Consider the following 20,288-nt stretch of genomic DNA (forward strand, 5'->3'; position numbering starts at 1 on the left):
GCCGATGACCCAGACGCCTGCCGCGCCGCCTGCCGCCGCGCCGCCTCGCGGCGTCGCGCCCCGTGTCGTTGCCGCCCGCGTGCTGAGCGCGGTGATCGACCGCGGCCGCTCGCTGAAGGCCGAACTGGCCACCGCGTTGCCGACGCTGCCCGATCCGCGCGACCGCGCCCTGGTCGAGGCGATCTGCTTCGCGGTGCTGCGTCGGCGCCCGGCCTACGAGGCCGCGTTGCGGCTGTGGTTGCAGAAGCAGCTGCCGCAGCGCGATGCCGAACTGCGCACGCTGCTGATGGCCGGGTTCGCCCAGCTCGACGTGCTCGGCCTGGCGCCGCACGCGGCGCTGTCGGCGACGGTGGAAGCGGTGCGCGCGCTGGACCGGCCGCGCCAGGCCGGCATGGTCAACGCCTTGCTGCGCCGCGCGCTGCGCGACGGGCTGCCGGAAGTGGCCGCCGATGCCGGCTGGCCGCTGTGGCTGCGCACTGCGCTGCACGCCGACTGGCCGCAACAGGCCGAGGCGATCTTCGCCGCCAGCCAGCAGGCGGCGCCGCTGTGGCTGCGGGTGAACCGCCAGCGCGGCACGCGCGACGCCTATCTGCAACAGCTGGCTGACGCCGGCATTGGCGCGCAGACGGTGCCGGACCTGGCCGATGCGATCCGCCTGGCCGAGTCGGTGCCGATGAGCGCCTTGCCCGGCTTCGCCGACGGCTGTGTGTCGGTGCAGGACGGTTCGGCGCAGCAGGTCGCCGACGTGCTGGCGCCGGCGCCGGGGGCGCGCGTGCTGGATGCCTGCGCTGCGCCCGGCGGCAAGTCCGCGCATCTGCTCGAGCGCGACCCGACGCTGCGCCTGACCGCGCTGGACGTGGACGCGCGGCGCCTGGCGCGGGTGCGCGAGACCTTCGAGCGCACCGGCGCCGGCGCGCAGGCGCAACTGCAGGTCGCCGATGCGGCGCAGCCGGACGCGTGGTGGGACGGCGAGGCGTTCGATGCGGTGCTGCTCGACGCGCCGTGCTCGGCCACCGGCATCGTGCGCCGCCAGCCAGACGTGCTGCTGCATCGGCGGCGCGAGGACGTGGTCGCGCTGCAGGCGCTGCAGGCACGGTTGCTGGACGCCGGCTGGCAGGTGCTGCGGCCGGGCGGGGTGCTGGTCTACGCCACCTGTTCGCTGCTCAAGGACGAGAACGCGCGCCAGCTGCAGGCATTCCTGGCGCGCACCGCCGATGCGGTGGCCGACGACCCGGGCGCCGCCTGCGGCCACGCGGACGGTGGCGGCCGTCAGCGCCTGCCCGGCGAGCAGGACCGCGACGGCTTTTTCTATGCGCGGTTGCGCAAGACGGCGTGAAGTGGCCCCGGTATCATCCTGGCCCATGCTGAAGACCCGCGCGTCCCGAGAATTCTGCTTGCTGGCCCTGCTCGCGCTGCTGGTGCTCGGCGCTGGCCTGGGCCTGCGCGATCCGCATCCGGCCGACGAGCCGCGCTTCGCGCTGGTCGCCAAGCAGATGGTGGACAGCGGCAACTGGCTGTTCCCGCACCGCGGCACCGAGCTGTACTCGGACAAGCCACCAATGCTGATGTGGCTGCAGGCCTCGTTCTACACCGTGTTCGGCAACTGGCGGGTGGCGTTCCTGCTGCCCTCGCTGCTGGCCGGGCTGGGCACACTGGCCTGCATCTACGACCTGGGCCGGCGGCTGTGGACGCGTCGGGTCGGCATGTATGCGGCGTATGCGCTGCTGTTCGCGTTCCACTTCACCTACCAGGCGAAAAAGGCGCAGATCGATCCGCTGGTGGTGTTCTACATCACCCTGGCCAATTACGGCCTGTTGCGCCACGTGCTGCGCGGACCCGACTGGCGGATGTGGGCACTGGGCTGGTTCGCCGCCGGCCTGGGCACGATCACCAAGGGCGTGGGCGCGCTGGCGCTGCTGCTGCTGCTGCCGGCCGCGGCGGCGTCGCTGGCGCAGTGGCGCGGGGTCAGGATCGGTGTGCGCGATCCGCGCTTCTGGCTGGGGCCGCTGGCGTTCCTGGGCGCGGTGTCGATCTGGCTGGTGCCGATGGTGAGCACGGCGCTATCGGCGCATCAGCCCGAATACCGCGCCTACCTCGACGACATCCTGTTCCGGCAGACCGCCGGGCGCTACGCCAGGTCCTGGGATCACCCACACGGGCCGCTGTATTTCTTCGGGGTGATGCCGAGCATGTGGCTGCCGCTGCTGCTGGCCCTGCCGTGGGCGATCCCGGCCTGGGCGCGGCGCCTGCGCCGGCGCGATCCGCGTTATCTGCTGCCGTTGGCGTGGTGGGCGTTGATCGTGCTGTTCTTCTCGATTCCGACCGGCAAGCGCGACGTCTACATCCTGCCGGCGTTGCCGATGCTGTGCCTGGCGATGGCGCCGCTGATCGCGGGGTTGCTGCGCAAGGCCGGGGTGAAGCGGTTGTTGCTGGCGTTCACTGTGGTGGTGACGCTGGCGTTGGGCGCGGTCGGCGCGGCGATCCTGGCCGGGCACGGCTTCCGCGCGCAGATGATGGAGCAGCGCGGGGTCGATCTGCCGACCGTGCAGGCGCTGGCCTGGATCCTGCTGGCGCTCGGCCTGTGGGGCGTGGCCAGCCTGGCGCTGTTCGCGCGGCGGCGTCCGGAACTGGCGATGGTGTCCACGCTGAGCATGCTGTGGGTGCTGGTCGGGCTGCTGGTGTATCCGCTGATCAACACGTCCAGCTCCGCACGCGGGGTGATGGAGGCGGCCGGCCGCCGCATCGGGCCGGACGCGGAACTGGGCCTGGTGGCCTGGAAGGAACAGAACCTGCTGATGGCCGACCGCGCCGCGACCACTTTCGGTTTCGTGGTGCCGTGGGACGAGCAGTTGCGCCGTGGCGTGGCCTGGCAGGCGCAGGCGCCGCAGCGGCGCTGGCTGCTGGTGCAGGAGGCGGCGATGCTCGGCTGCATCGATCGCCGCGCCAGCACCCTGGCGGGCGTGTCCAACCGCCGCAACTGGTGGCTGGTGCCGGCCGCCGCCGTGCACGGTCAATGCACGGTCACCCCGGTGGACCGCGATCGCCTGCGTGAGCAGGACAAGGACCGCTTCGAGTGAGCCGCGGTCGCGCCCGCTTCGTTCGCAACGCCGGTGCCGTGCGCGTAGCAGGGCGAGCATGCCGATGCGCCTGATCCGGGTGATCAGCCGCGACAACGGCGGCGGCCTGAGTCGCGACCTGCAAGTGGTCGCCGAGGTGCTGCGCCGCAGCGGCCGCTATCGGGTGGAGGTACTTGGCTTTGGCACGGTGCGCTTCGCCAACCACCTGCGCGAACTGCGCCTGGCGCTGCGCAGCCTGCTGCGCGGCCGTGCCGATCTGCAGATCTTCCTGGAACGGGTGTATCCGCGCTGCCTGGGTGCCGGCCGGCGCAACGTGCTGGTGCCCAATCCGGAATGGTTCCGCCGCAAGTGGCTGCGCTGGTTGCCGCGTTTCCAGCGGGTCTTGTGCAAGACCCGGCAGGCCGAGCAGCTTTTTTCCGCGCAGGGTCCGGCCACCACCTTCATCGGTTTCTGCAGCGACGATTGCTACCGCCCGGAGGTGCCGCGCGAGCGCGCCTGCCTGCACGTGGCCGGACGCAGCTCGGCCAAGGGTACCGCGGTGCTGTTGCAGACCTGGGCGCGGCACCCGGAATGGCCGCGGCTGACGGTGGTGCAGAGCGCGAAGAAGTCGCGCCCGATCGAGGCCGAGAACATCGACTACCTGACCGGCTATCTGGACCAGCGCGAGCTGCGCCGGCTGCAGAACGCGCACCGTTTCCACTTGTGTCCGTCCGAGGTCGAGGGATTCGGCCACTACATCATGGAGGCGCTGAGCGTCGGCGCGGTGGTGATCACCACCGACGGCGCGCCGATGAACGAACTGGTGAGCGCCGAGCGCGGTGTGCTGATCGATCCGGTCGGCGAGCGCGAGGACAACTTCGGCGTGCGCTACCGGATCGACGCGGCCGGGATCGAGCGGGCGATGGCGCAGGCGCTGGCGCTGGCGCCGATGCAGTGCGATGCGCTGGGCACCGCGGCGCGTGCGTTCTTCGAGTCGCGCCAGCGCGAGTTCGGCGAGCGCCTGCTGGCGGCGGTGGCCGATCTGCTCGGCGATGCGCCGCCGCCGGCCACGTTGGCGCCGGCGGGCAGCGGCCGCGTCCAGGTCAGGTCGGGTTAGGGGTCGTACTTGGATCATCGCCCCCCATCGTCTTTGCGTCCGCTCTCTCCCCGATGACCGAAGCCCCGCCCCGCGCCGCGCCGCCGCTGGCCGCGTTCCCGTCCCGTCGCCACACGCTGGCCGAGTGGGGCGCCGCGCTGGGCATGCTGTGCCTGCCGGCGCTGGTGGTCAGCATCCCCGGCGGATTGCTGCCGTTCGGGCTGCTGCTGTTGGCGAGCAGCCTGCTGGCGCTGGACCGGATGCGCCGCGTGGTGGCCGGGCTGCAGCCGTCGCTGCGCTGGCTCGGCGTGCTGGCGCTGCTGGTGATCGGACTGTCGCTGTTCTCGATGCTGTACTTCGGTCAGCCGCTGAAGGACATCGACAACCGCACCCGGTTCCTGGTGCTGCCGTGGACCGCCTTGTGGGTCTACGCACTGCGTCCGCCGCGGCAACTGTTGTGGTGGGGCGCGCTGCTGGGCATCTTCGCCACCCTGGTGCTGGCGATCGTGCAGGTGCTGCAGGGCCAGCCGCGCGCCGAGGGCTGGACCAACGCGATCGTGCTCGCCGACGTGGTGCTGGTGCTGATGGTGGTGGCGGTGTTCTGCCGGCCGCACGGGCGCTGGTCATGGACCATCGTGGCGCTCGTCGCCGGCTGCGCCACCATCCTGTTCAGCGGCAGCCGCGGCGTGTGGCTGGGCATGCTGTTGCTGCTGGTGGTCACCGCGCTATGCCTGCGCTGGCGCAGCGGCGGCATGCGGCTGGTGATCCTGGTCGTGCTCACCGCGCTGGCCGCGACCCTGGTGCTGAGCGTGCCGGCGCTGACCCGGCAGACCCGCCTGGCCGAACTGCATCACGACGTGCAGCGCTACGAGCGCGGCGACAGCGACTCCTCCGCCGGCGCGCGCATCGAGCGCCTGCAGGTGGCGGCGGCGACCTTCGTCGAGCATCCGCTGGTCGGGGTCGGCGTGGGCCGCTTCGACAACGCGATGCTGCGCCTGCCGGATTGCCGCAGCAAGACCTGGGTGGAGCGTTGCCACCTGGGCCACGCGCACAACGATCTTGCCGAATGGAGCGCGACCCAGGGCCTGCCCGGCACGCTGCTGATCGTGCTGGTCTACGGCGTGCCGATGTGGCTGCTGCTGCGCCTGTACCGGCGCCGCCCGCGCCCCGAATTCCATGGCCCGGCCGCGACCGGGATCATGGTGGTGGCCGCCTACATCCTGTGCGGCATGACCCAGTCGATGTTCGCGCACCAGGTCACCACCGGTTTCTACGTGTCCCTGGTCGGCGTGCTGATCGGGCTGGCGGCCTGCGATGCGCAGACGCCGCGGGTACGCGCCGGCGCCGCTGAAGGCGTTGCCGGAAGCCGGTAGACTGCCGATCCCGCACCGCCGACCGGCGCGGCGCCGTCCGCGCCGCGACCGCAGGTTGCACCGCTGCCCCGGATACCGAGCGCCATGGCCGACGCCGCCGCAACCACCTTGCCGCTCAGCCTGGTGGTGATGACCTATAACGAAGCCGCCAACATCGCCCGCTGCCTGGACAGCGTGCCGTTCGCCGCCGACAAGCTGGTGGTGGACTGCGGCAGCAGCGACGCCACTGTGGCGATCGCCCGCGCGCACGGCGCGCGAGTGCTCGAGCAGGCCTGGCTGGGCTTCGGCGCGCAGCGCAATTTCGCCTCCACCCAGGCCGCGCACGACTGGATCCTGGTGCTGGACGCCGACGAATTCCTGTCCGACGCGCTGCGCGCCGAATGCCTGGCGCGGCTGCCGCAACTCCTGGCCGAAGATCGACTGGACGCGGTGTGGCTGCGTCGCAGCACCTGGTACATGGGTGCGCCGATGCGCTGGTACCGGCCGATGGTCGGCGAGCGCCTGGCGCGGCTGTACCACCGCGGCCGCGCGCGCTGGAGCGATGCGCGGGTGCACGAATCGCTGCGCTTCGACGGCGCCAGCGCCGAGTTCGCGCCGCCGTTCAACCACCTGCACAACCCGACCCTGGTGCACAAACAGCTCAAGGTGCTGCGCTACGCCGAACTCAAGGCGCTCGGCTGGCGCGACAAGCGCAAGCCGCTGAGAATGTGGCAGAGTCCGTTCGTGTTCGCTGGCGCCTTTCTCAAGGATTACCTGCTGCGTCTGGCGCTGCTCGACGGCTGGCGCGGCTTCGTGGTGGCGCAGACCGCGGCCAGCTACGCGCTGTACAAGCGCATGCGCTATTACGAAATGCAGTACAACCCGGCCTCGGTGGAGCAGGCGCGGGCGCAGCTGCAACGGCACGATCTGGAGCACTGATGAGCAAGCACTATCTACTGTACGGGTCCGAGCGCTATGCGTTGGCGATCCTGCGTCCGTTGCAGGCCGCGATCCGCGCGCGCGGCGACCAGGCGGCGTGGTTCTTCGACGGCCCGGGCGCCTCGGACCTCACTGTCGACGAGCGCCACCTGGCTACCGTGGAGGAAGTGCTGGCGTGGAATCCGTACGCGGTGATCACCTCCAGCAACGCGGTGCCGCATTTCTTCCCTGGGGTGAAGGTCGAGACCTTCCATGGCTTCGACGCCGGCAAGCCGCGGCATATCTACGTGCGCGGTTTCTTCGACCTGTACTGCACCACCGGCCCGCGCGACACCGCCGCGTTCGGCGCGCTGGCGCGCAGGCTCGGCCACTTCGCGGTGAAGGAAACCGGCTTCCCCAAGATCGATCCGTTCATGCGCGAGATCGGCGCCGCACTGGCGCCGGTGCGGCAGCCCCCGGTGATCCTGTACCACTCCACGTTTTCGCCGTCGTGGAGCGCGGCCGGCATCCTTTACGACGAGGTCAAGCGCTTGTCGCGCAGCGGCGAGTGGCGCTGGATCGTGACCTTCCATCCGAAGATGGATCCGCAAATGGTCGCGCGCTACCGCGCGCTGGAGAACGCGTACCTGCGCTTCGCCGACAACGACAACATCCTGGAACTGTTCCCGCAGGTGGACCTGATGTGCTCGGACACCTCCTCGGCGCTCAACGAGTTCCTGCTCACCTATAAGCCGGTAGTGACGTTCAAGAACCGGCGCCCTGGCCCGCAGCTCCTCGACATCGACGATCCGGCGCAGTTCGAGCCGGCGATCCGTCGCGCGCTGGCGCGGCCGCCGGAATTGATGGCGTCGATCCGCGACTTCGCCGACGGTCTGCATCCCTACCGCGATGGGCAGTCCAGCGAGCGCGTGCTGCGCGCGATCGACGCCTTCGTCGCCGAGGGTGCGCGGAATCCCAAGCGCAAGCCGTGGAATTTCTGGCGCAAGCTGAAGATCCGCCGGCGCATCGGCTACTGGGGCCGCGGCGCGCGTTGACCCCGCGCGCGGCAGGGCGCCGTGCCTGCCGCTACCAGCGCAGCCGGCGCCGCGCCAGCGCGCGGCTCAGTTGCAGATACAACGCCTGCGCTTGGGTGTGAGGCAATAGGCGCACCCGCAACGGCGGCTCGCCATGGCGGGCGCCGGCGGTATCCAGCCACAGCGTGGCGGTGCCGCAGCAGCGGTCCAGCGGCGAGCGGGTCAGCTGCAGCGTCTGCAGCTTGTCGATCTCCGCCAGTCGCCACCAGCGCGTCCACCAGCCGCCGCGCACCGCCATGTAACGATCGTCCAGGGCATAGCCCATGCGTTGCGCCTGGCGCCAGGCATTGAATGCCGACCACGGCAGCCACAGCAGAGACAGCGCGGCCCAGGCGCCGAACGGCCGCCACAGGCCGGCGCACAGCAGCGGCACCAGGCATAGCGCCGGCAGGCATAGCCGCCACCAGCAGCGCGTGGCGATCCCCCACCATTGCGTCGGCGGCCAGGCGATCTGCGGCAGCAGCCGATGCAGCAGCGCATCGCAGGCGGCCGGGGTCGCCAGCGGCGCCAGTTCCTTCAGCGCGCGGCCCTCCTCGCCGTGCCCATCCATCACCGCGGTATCGATGTGCAGGCTGCGCCGCCGCAGCAGGCGTTGCAGCACGCTTTCGTGCAGGGTCCAGGCCTGGATCCGGCGCCGCGCCACGCTGCTGCGCAGCCGCGTCAGCAGGCCGCGCTCCACGGTCAGCCTGCGCTCGCTCTCGCTGAGCCGGAAGCCGTGGTACTGCAGCAGCGCCAGCGCCACCGACAGCGCGCGCATGATCAGCAGCAGCGTGACCAGCATCAGCGTCACTGTGACCGCGCCGGCCATCCAACCCAGGTGCAGGGTGCTGGCGTAACCGAACAGCTGCTGCCCGTAGCGTTCGATCGCGTTGGAGACCATGCGCTCGGGGAACAGGTGATAGGTGGCGCCGAATGCGGTCGCCACCACCACCATGCCGCGATTGGAGATCAGCCCCTGGCGCAGTACTTCCGCCGTTGGCAGCGCTAGCAGCACGTCGCTGGCCGCGGCGGCCGCCGTGGACGCGGCCGCGCTGTCGTCGCGTGCGCGATGGCGGATCTGCCGCTCCAACGCCAGCGCCTGGTCCAGCCGCAGCACCCGCATCTGCGCTTCCGGCTTGGTCCCGCCGGCCGATTCCAGCCGCACTTCGGCCACGCCGAACAGCCGATGCAGCAGCGACTGGTGCACGACCACGTTGTGGATGCGCGCGAACGGGATCTCGCGCAGGCTGCGTTCCAGCCAGCCGCTGCGGATGCTCAGGCTATCGCGGCCGATGCGGTACTGGTAGGTGAAGTAGCGCAGCAGCGACACCGCGATCAGCGCGCTGCCCGCCAACAGCAGCATCAGCTGGTCGAGATGGTCGTTGCGGCCGTCGCGCCCGCCGAATACCAGCAACGCCAGCAGCGGCAGCAGGAAATGCCGCAGGTGTTGCAGCAGCACGAATAGCCAGGACCATGGGTGCAGGCGCCGGATCGCAGTGTCTTCGGCGTCCGGGGCGGTGCTCATAGTGCGTCGTCGTCGTGGTCGAGCTGGCGCGCCAGGCGTTCGCGCAGGCGCTCGGCGTCGGCCTGGTCCAGGCCGGGCAAGGCCACCGCGTTGTGCCGGGTGCCGGCGGTATGCACCACCAGGGTCGCCAGGCGCGCGGCGCGCTGCAGCGGGCCACGGCGCAGATCCAGGTGCTGCACGCGCGACATCGGCACGTGCACTTCGCTCTGCCACATCCGCCCGCGGCGCAGATCCAGGCCCTGCGCGTCCAGCCGCCAGCGGATCCGGCGATGGCGCACGAAGGCGATGCAGGCACCGAGCAGCGCGCCCAGCGCCGCGGCGCCAGCACCGAGGAACAGCGTCTGGCGGCTGTGCAGGCTGAAACCGAAGATCGCCGCGCCGATCAGCATGCAGATGCCGAGCGTGCCGCCGCCGCCGAGCGCGACCAGCCAGGCGCCGCGCAGCGGCAGCGGTTGCCAGTCGTGCGCGGCCGATGACGCGACACTGGTCTGGTCGGTGCCAAGCGCGGGGGCGGAGGGATCCAGGGACGGCGGTGCGGTCACGGTGGGCTCTCGAAGCGATGGGCGGACACTGTCCACGCCCGCCGCGTGGGTCCCCGATCGTAACGCGGGCGGCGCCTTGCGCGCTTCGCGGCAGAGCGCGGGATGTGCCAGAGCGGCCTGCAGTGTGCCGCCCCGCTCGGCAGGCGCTGCTGTCGTCGTTGCCGGTGCCGTGCCGCTCGCGAATCAGCGCGCGGCGTGAATCAGCGCGTCCACGTCCAGCGCATGGCCGGCACGGGCGGCCTTGGTGCGCAGGTAGCCCTCGTTCTCGGCGGTGATCGTGCCGGTGATCGGAATGCGCTCGACCACGTCGATGCCGGCCACGCGCAGGCGCTCGGCCTTGGAGGGGTTGTTGGTCAGCAGGCGCACGCGCTGGATGCCGAGTCCGCGCAGCATCGCCACCGCGCTGCCGTAGCGGCGTTCGTCGGCGCCGAAGCCCAACTGCGCATCGGCGTCGATGGTGTCCAGCCCATCGTGCTGGTAGCCGTAGGCGCGCAACTTGGTGGCGATGCCGGTGCCGCGGCCTTCCTGGTCCAGGTACAGCAGCACGCCGCCGCCGAGCTCCTTGAGCTTGGCCAGGCTATGCCGCAGTTGGTCGCCGCAATCGCACTTCAACGAGCCGAACAGGTCGCCGGTGAGGCAGGACGAATGCACCCGTACCGGCACCGGCACGGACAGGTCCGGCTGGCCGATCACGATCGCGACCTGATCGCGCTGCGCCACGCCGCCGCGGAACACCACGAACTCGCTGCTGCCCAGATCGCGCAGGGGGACCTGGGTGCGGGTCACCAGTTCGTAGCTGCCGGATGTGGTGGTCGCGCAGCCGTGTTTCAGATCGTCCAGCTGCAGCGACTGGCAGCCCTGGAAGGTACTGGCGGCGTCCAGGTCCACCGCGACGATCGCCGGCAGCAGCAAGCCCAGGCGCGCGATCTCCACGGCGCCGGCATCCAGCGCATCGCCCGGCATCCAGTGCGTGGGCAGCGTGCCGCTGCGCAGGTAGGCCAGCGCGGCCAGGGCATCGTAGGACTGTTCGGCCAGGGCGATGCGTGCGCCCTGCGGCGCGACCAGGCCCAGCACCTGCGCGCGGGTCGGGGTGAGGAACAGGTAATGCCGCTGCGCCGCCGCCTGCGTGAAGCTCAGGTAGGACTGCGCGGTGCTGCTGTCCAGCGCCAGCACCGCACGCGACTGGCCATCGCGGCCTTCGATGACCACCGGGCGGCCGGCACGCAACTCCGAGGCCGCGCGTTCGGCGCGGATCGCAGCGGGATCGCCGAACGGGGGCGTGGAGGTGAGGTGGGCGGGGCTGGTCATGCAGGACTCCAAATGGGGATCTTCTGCGCCGCTTCAAGGCTGGTCGGCGGCGGCGCACCCCGGTCGCGCCGCATGCGGGCGGCGTGCACGGGTGACTATTGTCGCGTGCTTTGGCCTCCTCGCCAGCATTCGCGTGATGGAACGCACTGTGTGCCGCACCAGCATGGATGCATGCAACCGCTATGCCAGATGTGGTCACTCACCCGATCGCCGCCGCGATCTGGCGGTGGGGGAGTGATAGGCATGTTCAACCGCGGCCGATTCATTTTTACTACCCCGACCCGTTTCCAGGAGTTGCGCATGCGCCTTGTCGAATGCACCGAACACCGCCACGCCGCTGCGATCCTGGAGATCTTCAACGAGGCCATCGTGCATTCCACCGCGCTCTACGACTACCGCCCGCGCTCGCCGGAGAGCATGGTCGGCTGGTTCGCGGCCAAGCGCGCCGGCGGCTTTCCGGTGATCGGGATCGAGGACGTGCACGGTAGCCTGCTCGGTTTCGCCAGCTACGGCACGTTCCGCGCCTGGCCGGCGTTCAAGTACAGCGTCGAGCATTCGCTCTACGTGCACCGCGACCACCGCGGCAAGGGCCTGGGGCGGCGCCTGCTGCTGGCGCTGGTCGATGCGGCGCAGGAACGCGGCGTGCACGTGCTGGTGGGCGGCATCGATGCCAGCAACGCCGGCAGCATCGCGCTGCACCGGCAACTGGGTTTCGTGCATGCCGGCACCGTGCGCGAGGCCGGGTTCAAGTTCGGGCGCTGGCTGGACCTGGCCTTCTATCAGCGCATCCTCGCTGGCCCGGCGCAGCCGCACGACGATTAGCCGCAGCGCGCCAGCTCAGTGCGGGTGTCTGGACGTGGCGTAGGGATTGGCTTCGGCCGGATCCGGACGCAGCGTGTAGCGCTTGTAGGTCCACTGGTACTGCGCCGGGTCGCGGCGCGCCACCCGCTCCACGCCTTCGTTCAGCGCGGTCGCGGCGCGTAGCGGGTCCGGGTCGGCGATCGCCTCCGGCGCCGGCTGCACCTGCAGCGCGAATTCCAGGTCGTTGCCGAGCCGCTCGCACCAGGCGAACAGCACGATCGCGCCGGTGCGCTCGGCCAGCCGGTTGACCAGGGTCATGGTCAGCGCCGGCACGCCGAAGAACGGCGCGAACACGCCGTCGCCGGCCTTGGGTTGCTGGTCGGGAAGAATGCCGACCGCGCCGCCGTCCTTGAGCGTCTTGAACAGTTGCCGCACCGCCGGGCCTTCGGCGCGCACCTGGCGCACGTTGTCGCCGCTGCGCACCAACTGCAGGAACGCATCGCCGACGTCGGACGCCGGCGCGCGGTAGACGATGGCGATGTCGCCGCGCGAGGCCAGCCACTGGTTGAGCAGTTCCCAGTTGCCGAAGTGCGGCGCGGCCACGATCACCCCGCGGCCCGACGCCAGCGCGGCGTCGTACAGTGCCTGGCCGTGGCGCTGGCGCAGCCGCGCCAGGTTCTGCGTCGGCGGCCGGGTCCACAGTACCAGGGTCTCGAACGCCTGCCGCGCGGTGGAGCGCAGCACGTCGCGGTGCAGGGCCACGCGCTCGCTGGGCAGCAGTTCCGGGTAGGCCAGCTCCAGGTTGCGGCGGGTGACCCGGCTTTCGCGCGCGTCCTTGCGCAGCCACAGCCAGGCCAGGGCGTCGGCCAGGCGCCGCAGCCACGGCCAGGGCAGGCGCGCCACGATGGCGGCGCAGCGATACAGAACGGTTGCGAGCGTTGCGGGTTTCATCGCGCCAGTTTATCCGCTGCGCCGGCCGTGCCAGGTCGAGCGTGCTGCGCATGGACCGAGCGGCGTCACGGATCGGCCCGCTCGCGGACTGGCGCGGCTTTCGTTCTTGGCTACCGGTCGGCGATGATGCGGGCGGGATGACAGCACCGCACTGAACCCGGATGCTTCCGAGTCCCGAGTCCCGAGTCCCAAGTCCCGCCCATGCTCTCCCTGATCCAGCGTGTCAGCCAGGCCGAGGTCCGCGTCGACGATGCGGTGGTCGGTCGCATCGGCCCTGGCTTGTTGGCGCTGGTTGCGCTTGAGCCGGGCGACGACGAAGCCAAGTTCCAGCGCATGGCCGAGCGCCTGCTCGGCTACCGCGTGTTCGCCGACGCCAGCGGGCGCATGAACCGCTCGCTGCGCGACACCGGCGGCGGCCTGCTGCTGGTCAGCCAGTTCACCTTGGCCGCGGACACCGGCTCGGGCATGCGCCCCAGCTTCACCACCGCGGCGCCGCCGGCCGAGGCTGAACGCGGCTTCAACCGATTGCTGGACATCTGCCGGGAGCGGCACCCGCCGGGGGTGGAAAGCGGGCGCTTCGGTGCCCATATGATCGTCAGCCTGGTCAACGACGGCCCAGTCACTTTCCTGCTCCGGCCTTAAGCCGGGGCGCTCCTGGCGGAGCAATTCACGCTCCTTGTCCGGCAAGCGGCGGTCCGGGCTGTTATAATGCTAGGTTCACTCATTCATCTACCTGCCGGTGGCGCGAGCACTCATGGCCAACGAACGTCCTGCCCAGCAATCCGACATCAAGCTACTGATCAGCAAGGGCCTGGAACAGGGCTATCTGACTTACGCCGAAGTCAATGACCATCTGCCCGACGACCTGGTCGATCCGGAACAGATCGAAGACATCATCAGCATGATCAACGGCATGGGCATCGACGTCCATGAAGTCGCTCCCGACGCCGAGACCCTGCTGCTCAACGACGGCAACACCGGCAACCGCGAAGTCGACGACACCGCGGCCGAAGAAGCCGCCGCGGCGCTGACCGCGCTCGATACCGAAGGTGGCCGCACCACCGACCCGGTGCGCATGTACATGCGCGAGATGGGCACGGTCGAGCTGCTGACCCGCGAAGGCGAAATCGCCATCGCCAAGCGCATCGAAGAAGGCCTCAGCCAGGTCCAGGCCGCCCTTGGCGCGTTCCCGCTGGCGGTGGAAACCCTGCTCGAGGACTACGAGCAGCACAAGGAAGGCAAGAAGCGCCTGGCCGAGATCGTGGTCGGCTTCAACGACCTGATCGAGGAAGAGCCGGCGCCGGCCGTGGTCGCCAGCGACGACGACAGCGCCGCCGATGCCAGCGACGACGATGACGACGAGGAAGTCGAAGCCGCCGAGGAGGAGGCCGGCCCGACCGGTCCGGATCCGGCCGAGGTCGCACGGCGCATGGAGCTGCTGGCCACCGAATACGCCAAGTTCAAGAAGGCGCACGCCAAGAACGGCGCCGAGCACAAGGTGGTCACCAAGCTGCGCACCGACATCGCCGAGGTGTTCGTCACCTTGAAGCTGCCGCTGCCGCTGACCGACGTGCTGGTGCGCAAGCTGCGCGACACCATGGCCCAGGTCAAGGACCACGAGCGCCGCGTACTGCACCTGGCTACCCACGTGGCGCGGATGCCGCGCAAGGATTTCATCCGTTCCTGGGAAGGCAACCAGACCAACGTGGCCTGGGTCGACGACGCACTGAAGCGCAAGCAGAAGTGGTCATCGGCGCTGCGCGACGTCAAGGACCAGATCGTCTCCCAGCAGGAAGCCACCGTGGCGGTGGAGCAGGCGACCTACCTGAGCCTGACCGAGCTGAAGGAAATCAGCCGCGCGATGGCCTATGGCGAAGCCAAGGCGCGCAAGGCCAAGAAGGAAATGGTCGAGGCCAACCTGCGCCTGGTGATCTCGATCGCCAAGAAGTACACCAACCGCGGCCTGCAGTTCCTTGACCTGATCCAGGAAGGCAACATCGGCCTGATGAAGGCGGTGGACAAGTTCGAATACCGCCGCGGCTACAAGTTCTCCACGTATGCGACCTGGTGGATCCGCCAGGCCATCACCCGTTCGATCGCCGATCAGGCGCGCACCATCCGCATCCCGGTGCACATGATCGAGACGATCAACAAGTTGAACCGCATTTCCCGGCAGATGCTCCAGCAGTACGGCCGCGAGGCCACGCCGGAGGAGCTGGCCAAGGAAATGGACATGCCGGAGGACAAGATCCGCAAGGTGATGAAGATCGCCAAGGAGCCGATCTCGATGGAAACCCCGATCGGCGACGACGAGGATTCGCATCTGGGCGACTTCATCGAGGACACCAACGTGGAGTCCCCGATCGAGAACACCACCAACATCAACCTGTCCGAGACCGTGCGCGACGTGCTCGCCGGGCTGACCCCGCGCGAGGCCAAGGTGCTGCGCATGCGTTTCGGCATCGACATGAACACCGACCACACCCTCGAGGAAGTCGGCAAGCAGTTCGATGTCACCCGCGAGCGCATCCGCCAGATAGAGGCCAAGGCGCTGCGCAAGCTGCGTCATCCCAGCCGCTCCGAGCAGCTGCGCAGCTTCCTCGATATCGACTGATCGAGCGCGGTTCGCGACAACGGAAAAGCCCCGCCATGTGCGGGGCTTTTTTGTGGGTGTGGCGTCGGTCGTGTTGCGGACAGTGGCGGTGGATGCCGCAGGCTAGCGCTGCCCATTCGCAGCCAGCCAAGTCACTGTGGGGGTTCAGCCGACATGCGTGTAAAAATGACTCACAAGATCGGATTTCACCCATTCCATCAGTGAGTTGGCGAATATTTCTTGGCAACAAAACTACACGCCGCCACCGCCAGTTCAATCTCATACGGTTCCGGGATCGGCTCCACGTCAATCAGGCGGTCCCCGAACCGCTTCACACGGCTGGTCACGTACGGGCTGAGGAAGGCCACGTCCTCCCACGTCATCTTCCACCCCTGCCGCATCAGAGACTTCATGATCCGGGTCTGTTCCACCACGTTGTAGAACTGGCCGGCGTCTGCCTGTTTCCCGTTCCACTGCGCCTCAAACCCCGTAGTCGAGGGTTACCAGGATTATCGGAAGTTGTGCCCTGCTATGCGAATTTGGAGAAGCCGCGTCGGGACCAGAGACCTTAGTATCGAGGCCACGACGTTCTCCGAAAGAGGAATGCCTGATGGATCCCATTCGTTCTCGCACGCCAATTCCTGCCCGCGAGCTTCAGGCCGGAGCCCAACCGGATGGGGTCCAGCCGACTGCAGATCGGGGCGGGTCTCCGCCTGCTGGCAGCCCCCTGGATGGCTTGCCCGCTCGGCGGACGATGTCCCGGACCCAGCTGCCGCCGCCCCCTGCAAGCGTGCCTGCGTTCTCAGCGGGTAGCTTCGGCGACCTGTTACGTCAGGTTGATTCGTCGCTTTTTGATGCATCGCTTTTTGATTCTATGCCTGCCTTCGGCGCTCATCATGCAGCGGCTGCCACAGGCGAGTTGGATGAGGTGCAATCGGCTCTGCGTGCAGCCGATGACCCGCAGCCCCCCTCGCGCGTAGCTGTCACTGCCGCACGGCCACGGCGTGCTGCGCAAACCTCCGATGCTTCGCCTGCCGCACATGTGGATCTAAGCACGTTCGGCTACAGCCAGCAGCAACAGGAGAAGATCAAACCGGAAGTGCGTTCGACAGTGGCGCAGTACCACGAGGCACTGGTCGGCCATGGGTTTACACACGCGCACATCGTTGAGCTCAGCAAACACCAGGCAGCGCTAGGGACCATAGCGGCCAGGTATTCGGAGATGATTGCGGCGTTGCCAGAGGCCACACACGAAGACATCGTTGGCGTCGGCAAACAGTGGTCGGGCGCACGGGCCCTGGAGGCGTTGCTCATGGTGGCGGAAGAGTTGAGAGCTCCACCGTTACAGTTGGTCACAGGCCAACTCCTCAGGATTGCAAAACGTGGTGGCGTGACCGCGGTGGAGGCCGTGCATGCATCGCGCAATGCGCTGACTGGCGCCCCCCTGCACCTGCTCCCGCATCAGGTGGTGGCCATCGTCAGCAATAGTGGCGGCAAGCAGGCGCTGGAGACGGTGCGGCGGCTGTTGCCCGTGCTGTGCAAGCCACCCTATAGCCTGACCCCGGACCAGGTGGTGGCCATCGCCAGCAAGATCGGCGGCAAACAGGCGCTGGAGACGGTGCAGCGGCTGTTGCTGGTGTTGTGCAAGCCACCCTATGGCCTGACCCCGGAGCAGGTGGTGGCCATCGCCAGCAATAATGGCGGCAAGCAGGCGCTGGAGACGGTGCAGCGGCTGTTGCCGGTGCTGTGCAAGCCCCCCTATGGCCTGACCCCGGAGGAGGTGGTGGCCATCGCCAGCCACGATGGCGGCAAACAGGCGCTGGAGACGGTGCAGCGGCTGTTGCTGGTGTTGTGCAAGCCCCCCTATGGCCTGACCCCGGAGCAGGTGGTGGCCATCGCCAGCAATAAGGGCGGCAAGCAGGCGCTGGAGACGGTGCAGCGGCTGTTGCCGGTGCTGTGCAAGCCCCCATATGGCCTGACCCCGAACCAGGTGGTGGCCATCGCCAGCGGGATCGGCGGCAGACAGGCGCTGGAGACGGTGCATCGGCTGTTGCCCGTGCTGTGCAAGCCCCCGTATGGCCTGACCCCGAACCAGGTGGTGGCCGTCGCCAGCCACGATGGCGGCAAGCAGGCGCTGGAGACGGTGCATCGGCTGTTGCCGGTGTTGTGCAAGCCTCCCTATGGCCTGACCCCGGAGCAGGTGGTGGCCATCGCCTGCAATAAGGGCGGCAAGCAGGCGCTGAAGACGGTGCAGCGGCTGTTGCCGGTGCTATGCAAGCCACCCTATTGCCTGACCCCGGACCAGGTGGTGGCCATCGCCAGCCATGATGGCGGCAAGCAGGCGCTGGAGACGGTGCGGCGGCTGTTGCCGGTGTTGTGCAAGCCCCCCTACGGCCTGACCCCGGAGCAGGTGGTGACCATCGCCAGCAATAATGGCGGCAAGCAGGCGCTGGAGACGGTGCAGCAGCTGTTGCCCGTGCTGTGCAAGCCACCCTATAGCCTGACCCCGGACCAGGTGGTGGCTATCGCCAGCCACGATGGCGGCAAGCAGGCGCTGGAGACGGTGCAGCGGCTGTTGCCGGTGCTGTGCCAGGACTATGGCCTGACCCCGGAGCAGGTGGTGGCCATCGCCAGCAATAAGGGCGGCAAGCAGGCGCTGGAAAGTATTTTTGCCCAGTTATCCAGCCCTGATCCGGCGTTGGCCGCGTTGAACAACGACCGCCTTGTCGCCTTGGCTTGCATCGGCGGACGTCCTGCGCTGGATGCAGTGAAAAAGGGATTGCCGCACGCGCCGGCATTGATCGCAAGAACCCATAACCGTGTTCCCGACGGCAAGGCCCATCTGGTTGCCGATGCCGCGCAAGTGGTTCGCGTGCTGAGTTTTTTTCAGTGCCACTCCCACCCAGCGCAAGCATTTGATGAAGCGATGATGCAATTCGGGATGAGTGGGCGCCGGTTGTTACAGCTATTTCGCCGTGTGGGCGTCACAGAACTCGAAGCACACAGTGGAACGCTTCCCCCAGCCTCCCAGCGTTGGCACCGCATCCTGCAAGCATCAGGGATGAAAAGGGGGAAACCGTCCTCTGCTTCGGCTCAAACTCCGGGCCAGGAGTCCTTGCATGCATTCGCCGATTCCCTTGAACGTGAACTGGAGGCGTCCAGCCCAATGCGCCAGACAGGCCAGACTCTGGCAAGCAGCTCCCGCAAACGGTCCCGATCGGATAGTGTTGTCAACCGCTCCTCTGCACAGCAGGCTGCCGAGGTGTTCGTTCCCGAACAGCGCGATGCAGCGCGTCTGCTCCCCCTCAGTAGCTGGGGTGTAAAACGCCAGCGTACCAGGATCGGGGGCGGCCTCCCGGATCCTGGTACGCCGACGGACGGCGAACTGGCAGCGTCCAGCGCGGCGCTCTGGGAGCAAGATGCGGACCCCTTCGCAGGCGCAGCGGAAGATTTCCCGGCATTCGACCAAGAGGAGATCGCATGGTTGATGGAGCTATTGCCTCATTGAGGCTCAGTCGGAGACTGCCTGATTAACGTGGAGCCGATCCCGGAACCGTATGGGATTGAACTGGCGTTGGCGGTGTAGTTTTGTTAACCAGAAATATCCGCTAACTCACTGATGTAATCGGTGAAATCCAATCTTGTGAGTCTTTTTTACACGTCTGTCGGCTGAACCCCACTATGGGAGCGACTGAAGCCGCTCCCACAAGTTGGGTCGCCGTTATGCGAATGCCCGGCTGCTACGCATCACCGCCAGCACATCGTGGCAGGCGCCCATGGTGTGGTAGTCGGTCTTGCCGGCCGGGCTCTTCTCGTCGCTGTAGCGGCGGTTGTCGCGGCTGAGGATGCGGAACCAGGCACCGTAGCGATGATCCACCAGGTGTTCCCACGAGTACGTCCACAGCCTGTCGTAGGCGGCGCGGTAGCCGGCATCGCCGCTGGCGGCCAGCAGCCGCGCGGCGGCGGCGATCGCTTCGGCCTGCACCCAGAAATACTTGTCGTCGTCGCAGAAATAGGTCGGATGCTGCGCCACGTCGGGCACGCCGACCACCGGCTCGGCTTCGGTGCCGGAGGCGAAGCCGTAGACGATGCCGCCGTGCTGCGCGTCCCAGCCGTGCGCCAGCGCGGTGTCGAACAGGTGCCGGGCGGTCGGCAGCAACCAGTCCGGTGCGCTGCCTTCGGCGGCGTGCAGATGTCCGTGCAGCAGCACCAGCAGCTTCGACCATTCCACCTGATGGCCGGGCTGGAAACCCCACGGCCGGAACAGGTGCTTGGGATTGTCGCGGTTGTAGTCCCAGTCCACCTGCCAGTTCGCGTCGTAGTGCTCCCACACCAGGCCGCCGGCCAGCGCGGCTTGGCGGCGGGTGATGTGGTCGGCGAGCAGCAGCGCGCGCTGCAGGTAGCGCGGCTCGGCGCTGGCCTCGTAGGCGGCGATCAGCGCCTCGCACAAGTGCATGTTGGCGTTCTGCCCGCGGTAGCTGGAGAACTGCCACTCGGGCGTGGCTTCGTCGCGGTACAGGCCGGCGGCGGCGTCCCAGTAGCGGGTTTCCAGCAGCTGCCAGGTCTCGTCCATCCACGCGTCGGTATCGAGGCCGGCCTTCTTTGCGGTGGAGTAGGCCAGCAGCACGAAGGCGGCGCCGTAGGCGTGCTGGGTGCGGTCCTCGGCCACGCCGTCGCGCAGTGTCCACACGTAGCCGCCGCTGGCGGCGTCGCGATGCGTCTCGCGCAGGTAGCGCAGGCCGTGGCGCGCGGCGTCCAGGTACTCGGCGGCCAGCGGCGAATCGGCGAACTCGTTCGCAGCCATCGCGTAGTTGAAGACGAAGCGGGTGCTGCTGACCAGGTGACGGTGGCCGGCGTCGTACACGCTGCCGTCGTCGCGGAAATAGTGGAAGAAGCCGCCGGCCGGATCGATCGCGCGCGGATGGTAGAAGGCCATGGTGTCGGCGATATGCGCGCGCAGCACGGCGGCATCGGCGAAGTCGGGCAGGGGCGTGGCAGGCAGGTTCATGCGGTCGCTAGGAGTCGTGTGTGGGGGAGGGAGGAGAACAGCCGAGCGCAGGCACGGCGGCAACG

General features: G+C 68.6%; 15 protein-coding genes and 1 pseudogene. 10 read left to right on the forward strand and 6 right to left on the reverse strand.

Annotation, left to right across the window (positions count from 1 at the left end):
- Positions 1-4 precede the first annotated feature (4 nt).
- The 6 genes from rsmB to E4A48_RS19520 all read left to right on the forward strand — a co-directional run bounded on the left by rsmB (position 5) and on the right by E4A48_RS19520 (position 7,477).
- Positions 5-1,336, forward strand: coding sequence for a 16S rRNA (cytosine(967)-C(5))-methyltransferase RsmB (gene rsmB, locus E4A48_RS19495; protein ID WP_039006180.1), 1,332 nt, complete (start codon positions 5-7; stop codon positions 1,334-1,336).
- Between the two features lie 25 nt (positions 1,337-1,361).
- A complete protein-coding gene (locus tag E4A48_RS19500; RefSeq protein ID WP_142743004.1) occupies positions 1,362-3,077 on the forward strand; it encodes an ArnT family glycosyltransferase in 1,716 nt (571 codons plus the stop codon).
- A 58-nt stretch (positions 3,078-3,135) separates the two neighbouring features.
- Positions 3,136-4,173: a glycosyltransferase gene (locus tag E4A48_RS19505; RefSeq protein ID WP_039006178.1), complete on the forward strand. Its 1,038-nt coding sequence runs from the start codon at positions 3,136-3,138 to the stop codon at positions 4,171-4,173.
- 53 nt (positions 4,174-4,226) lie between these two features.
- A complete protein-coding gene (locus E4A48_RS19510) occupies positions 4,227-5,525 on the forward strand; it encodes an O-antigen ligase family protein (protein WP_142743005.1) in 1,299 nt (432 codons plus the stop codon).
- Between the two features lie 84 nt (positions 5,526-5,609).
- Complete coding sequence (locus tag E4A48_RS19515; RefSeq protein ID WP_039006176.1) at positions 5,610-6,443, forward strand: glycosyltransferase family 2 protein; 834 nt, start codon at positions 5,610-5,612, stop codon at positions 6,441-6,443.
- The gene (locus tag E4A48_RS19520) at positions 6,443-7,477 is read left to right on the forward strand and encodes a CDP-glycerol glycerophosphotransferase family protein (RefSeq protein WP_039006175.1); all 1,035 of its coding nucleotides are present in this window, start codon (positions 6,443-6,445) and stop codon (positions 7,475-7,477) included. Before E4A48_RS19515 ends, E4A48_RS19520 begins: the two co-directional genes overlap by 1 nt.
- A gap of 31 nt (positions 7,478-7,508) precedes the next feature.
- On the opposite strand, the gene E4A48_RS19525 is transcribed toward E4A48_RS19520, so the two are convergent.
- The 3 genes from E4A48_RS19525 to ribA form a co-directional block, all read right to left on the reverse strand.
- Entirely contained in the window at positions 7,509-9,020 is a 1,512-nt protein-coding gene (locus tag E4A48_RS19525) for a PH domain-containing protein (protein WP_142743006.1), read from the reverse strand.
- Positions 9,017-9,562, reverse strand: a complete 546-nt coding sequence (locus E4A48_RS19530) for a PH domain-containing protein (protein ID WP_081044591.1) — start codon at positions 9,560-9,562, stop codon at positions 9,017-9,019. The genes E4A48_RS19525 and E4A48_RS19530 overlap by 4 nt, the downstream gene beginning before the upstream one ends.
- Before the next feature lie 183 nt (positions 9,563-9,745).
- A complete protein-coding gene (ribA, locus tag E4A48_RS19535) occupies positions 9,746-10,870 on the reverse strand; it encodes a GTP cyclohydrolase II RibA (RefSeq protein ID WP_039006173.1) in 1,125 nt (374 codons plus the stop codon).
- 300 nt (positions 10,871-11,170) lie between these two features.
- On the opposite strand from ribA, the gene E4A48_RS19540 reads away from it, so the two are divergent.
- Entirely contained in the window at positions 11,171-11,692 is a 522-nt protein-coding gene (locus tag E4A48_RS19540) for a GNAT family N-acetyltransferase (RefSeq protein ID WP_039006172.1), read from the forward strand.
- A gap of 15 nt (positions 11,693-11,707) precedes the next feature.
- On the opposite strand, the gene E4A48_RS19545 is transcribed toward E4A48_RS19540, so the two are convergent.
- The gene (locus tag E4A48_RS19545; RefSeq protein WP_058195920.1) at positions 11,708-12,622 is read right to left on the reverse strand and encodes a lauroyl acyltransferase; all 915 of its coding nucleotides are present in this window, start codon (positions 12,620-12,622) and stop codon (positions 11,708-11,710) included.
- A gap of 201 nt (positions 12,623-12,823) precedes the next feature.
- Here E4A48_RS19545 and dtd point away from each other — a divergent pair, with 201 nt between their 5' ends.
- Positions 12,824-13,264, forward strand: a complete 441-nt coding sequence (gene dtd / locus E4A48_RS19550; protein WP_039006170.1) for a D-aminoacyl-tRNA deacylase — start codon at positions 12,824-12,826, stop codon at positions 13,262-13,264.
- Between the two features lie 112 nt (positions 13,265-13,376).
- Complete coding sequence (gene rpoD / locus E4A48_RS19555; RefSeq protein WP_058195921.1) at positions 13,377-15,236, forward strand: RNA polymerase sigma factor RpoD; 1,860 nt, start codon at positions 13,377-13,379, stop codon at positions 15,234-15,236.
- Between the two features lie 197 nt (positions 15,237-15,433).
- Here rpoD and E4A48_RS19560 read toward each other — a convergent pair.
- A pseudogene (locus tag E4A48_RS19560) lies at positions 15,434-15,667 on the reverse strand (hypothetical protein); the annotation flags it as partial.
- A gap of 158 nt (positions 15,668-15,825) precedes the next feature.
- Here E4A48_RS19560 and avrBs3 point away from each other — a divergent pair.
- On the forward strand, positions 15,826-18,723 hold the full coding sequence (gene avrBs3 / locus E4A48_RS19565; protein WP_142743007.1) for a type III secretion system effector avirulence protein AvrBs3: 2,898 nt from the start codon (positions 15,826-15,828) through the stop codon (positions 18,721-18,723).
- A 213-nt stretch (positions 18,724-18,936) separates the two neighbouring features.
- On the opposite strand, the gene E4A48_RS19570 is transcribed toward avrBs3, so the two are convergent.
- Positions 18,937-20,223, reverse strand: coding sequence for an AGE family epimerase/isomerase (locus tag E4A48_RS19570; protein WP_142743008.1), 1,287 nt, complete (start codon positions 20,221-20,223; stop codon positions 18,937-18,939).
- Positions 20,224-20,288 lie beyond the last annotated feature (65 nt).

It is taken from the genome of Xanthomonas translucens pv. cerealis (assembly GCF_006838285.1).
Taxonomy (GTDB): Bacteria; Pseudomonadota; Gammaproteobacteria; order Xanthomonadales; family Xanthomonadaceae; genus Xanthomonas_A; species Xanthomonas_A cerealis.

Coding starts and splice junctions, on each gene's coding strand:
- E4A48_RS19540 (WP_039006172.1), top strand. CDS start 11,171: ATGCGCCTTGTCGAATGCACCGAACACCGCCACGCCGCTGCGATCCTG.
- E4A48_RS19525 (WP_142743006.1), bottom strand. CDS start 9,020: ATGAGCACCGCCCCGGACGCCGAAGACACTGCGATCCGGCGCCTGCAC.
- E4A48_RS19505 (WP_039006178.1), top strand. CDS start 3,136: ATGCCGATGCGCCTGATCCGGGTGATCAGCCGCGACAACGGCGGCGGC.
- rsmB (WP_039006180.1), top strand. CDS start 5: ATGACCCAGACGCCTGCCGCGCCGCCTGCCGCCGCGCCGCCTCGCGGC.
- ribA (WP_039006173.1), bottom strand. CDS start 10,870: ATGACCAGCCCCGCCCACCTCACCTCCACGCCCCCGTTCGGCGATCCC.
- rpoD (WP_058195921.1), top strand. CDS start 13,377: ATGGCCAACGAACGTCCTGCCCAGCAATCCGACATCAAGCTACTGATC.
- dtd (WP_039006170.1), top strand. CDS start 12,824: ATGCTCTCCCTGATCCAGCGTGTCAGCCAGGCCGAGGTCCGCGTCGAC.
- E4A48_RS19570 (WP_142743008.1), bottom strand. CDS start 20,223: ATGAACCTGCCTGCCACGCCCCTGCCCGACTTCGCCGATGCCGCCGTG.
- E4A48_RS19510 (WP_142743005.1), top strand. CDS start 4,227: ATGACCGAAGCCCCGCCCCGCGCCGCGCCGCCGCTGGCCGCGTTCCCG.
- E4A48_RS19515 (WP_039006176.1), top strand. CDS start 5,610: ATGGCCGACGCCGCCGCAACCACCTTGCCGCTCAGCCTGGTGGTGATG.
- E4A48_RS19545 (WP_058195920.1), bottom strand. CDS start 12,622: ATGAAACCCGCAACGCTCGCAACCGTTCTGTATCGCTGCGCCGCCATC.
- E4A48_RS19500 (WP_142743004.1), top strand. CDS start 1,362: ATGCTGAAGACCCGCGCGTCCCGAGAATTCTGCTTGCTGGCCCTGCTC.
- E4A48_RS19520 (WP_039006175.1), top strand. CDS start 6,443: ATGAGCAAGCACTATCTACTGTACGGGTCCGAGCGCTATGCGTTGGCG.
- avrBs3 (WP_142743007.1), top strand. CDS start 15,826: ATGGATCCCATTCGTTCTCGCACGCCAATTCCTGCCCGCGAGCTTCAG.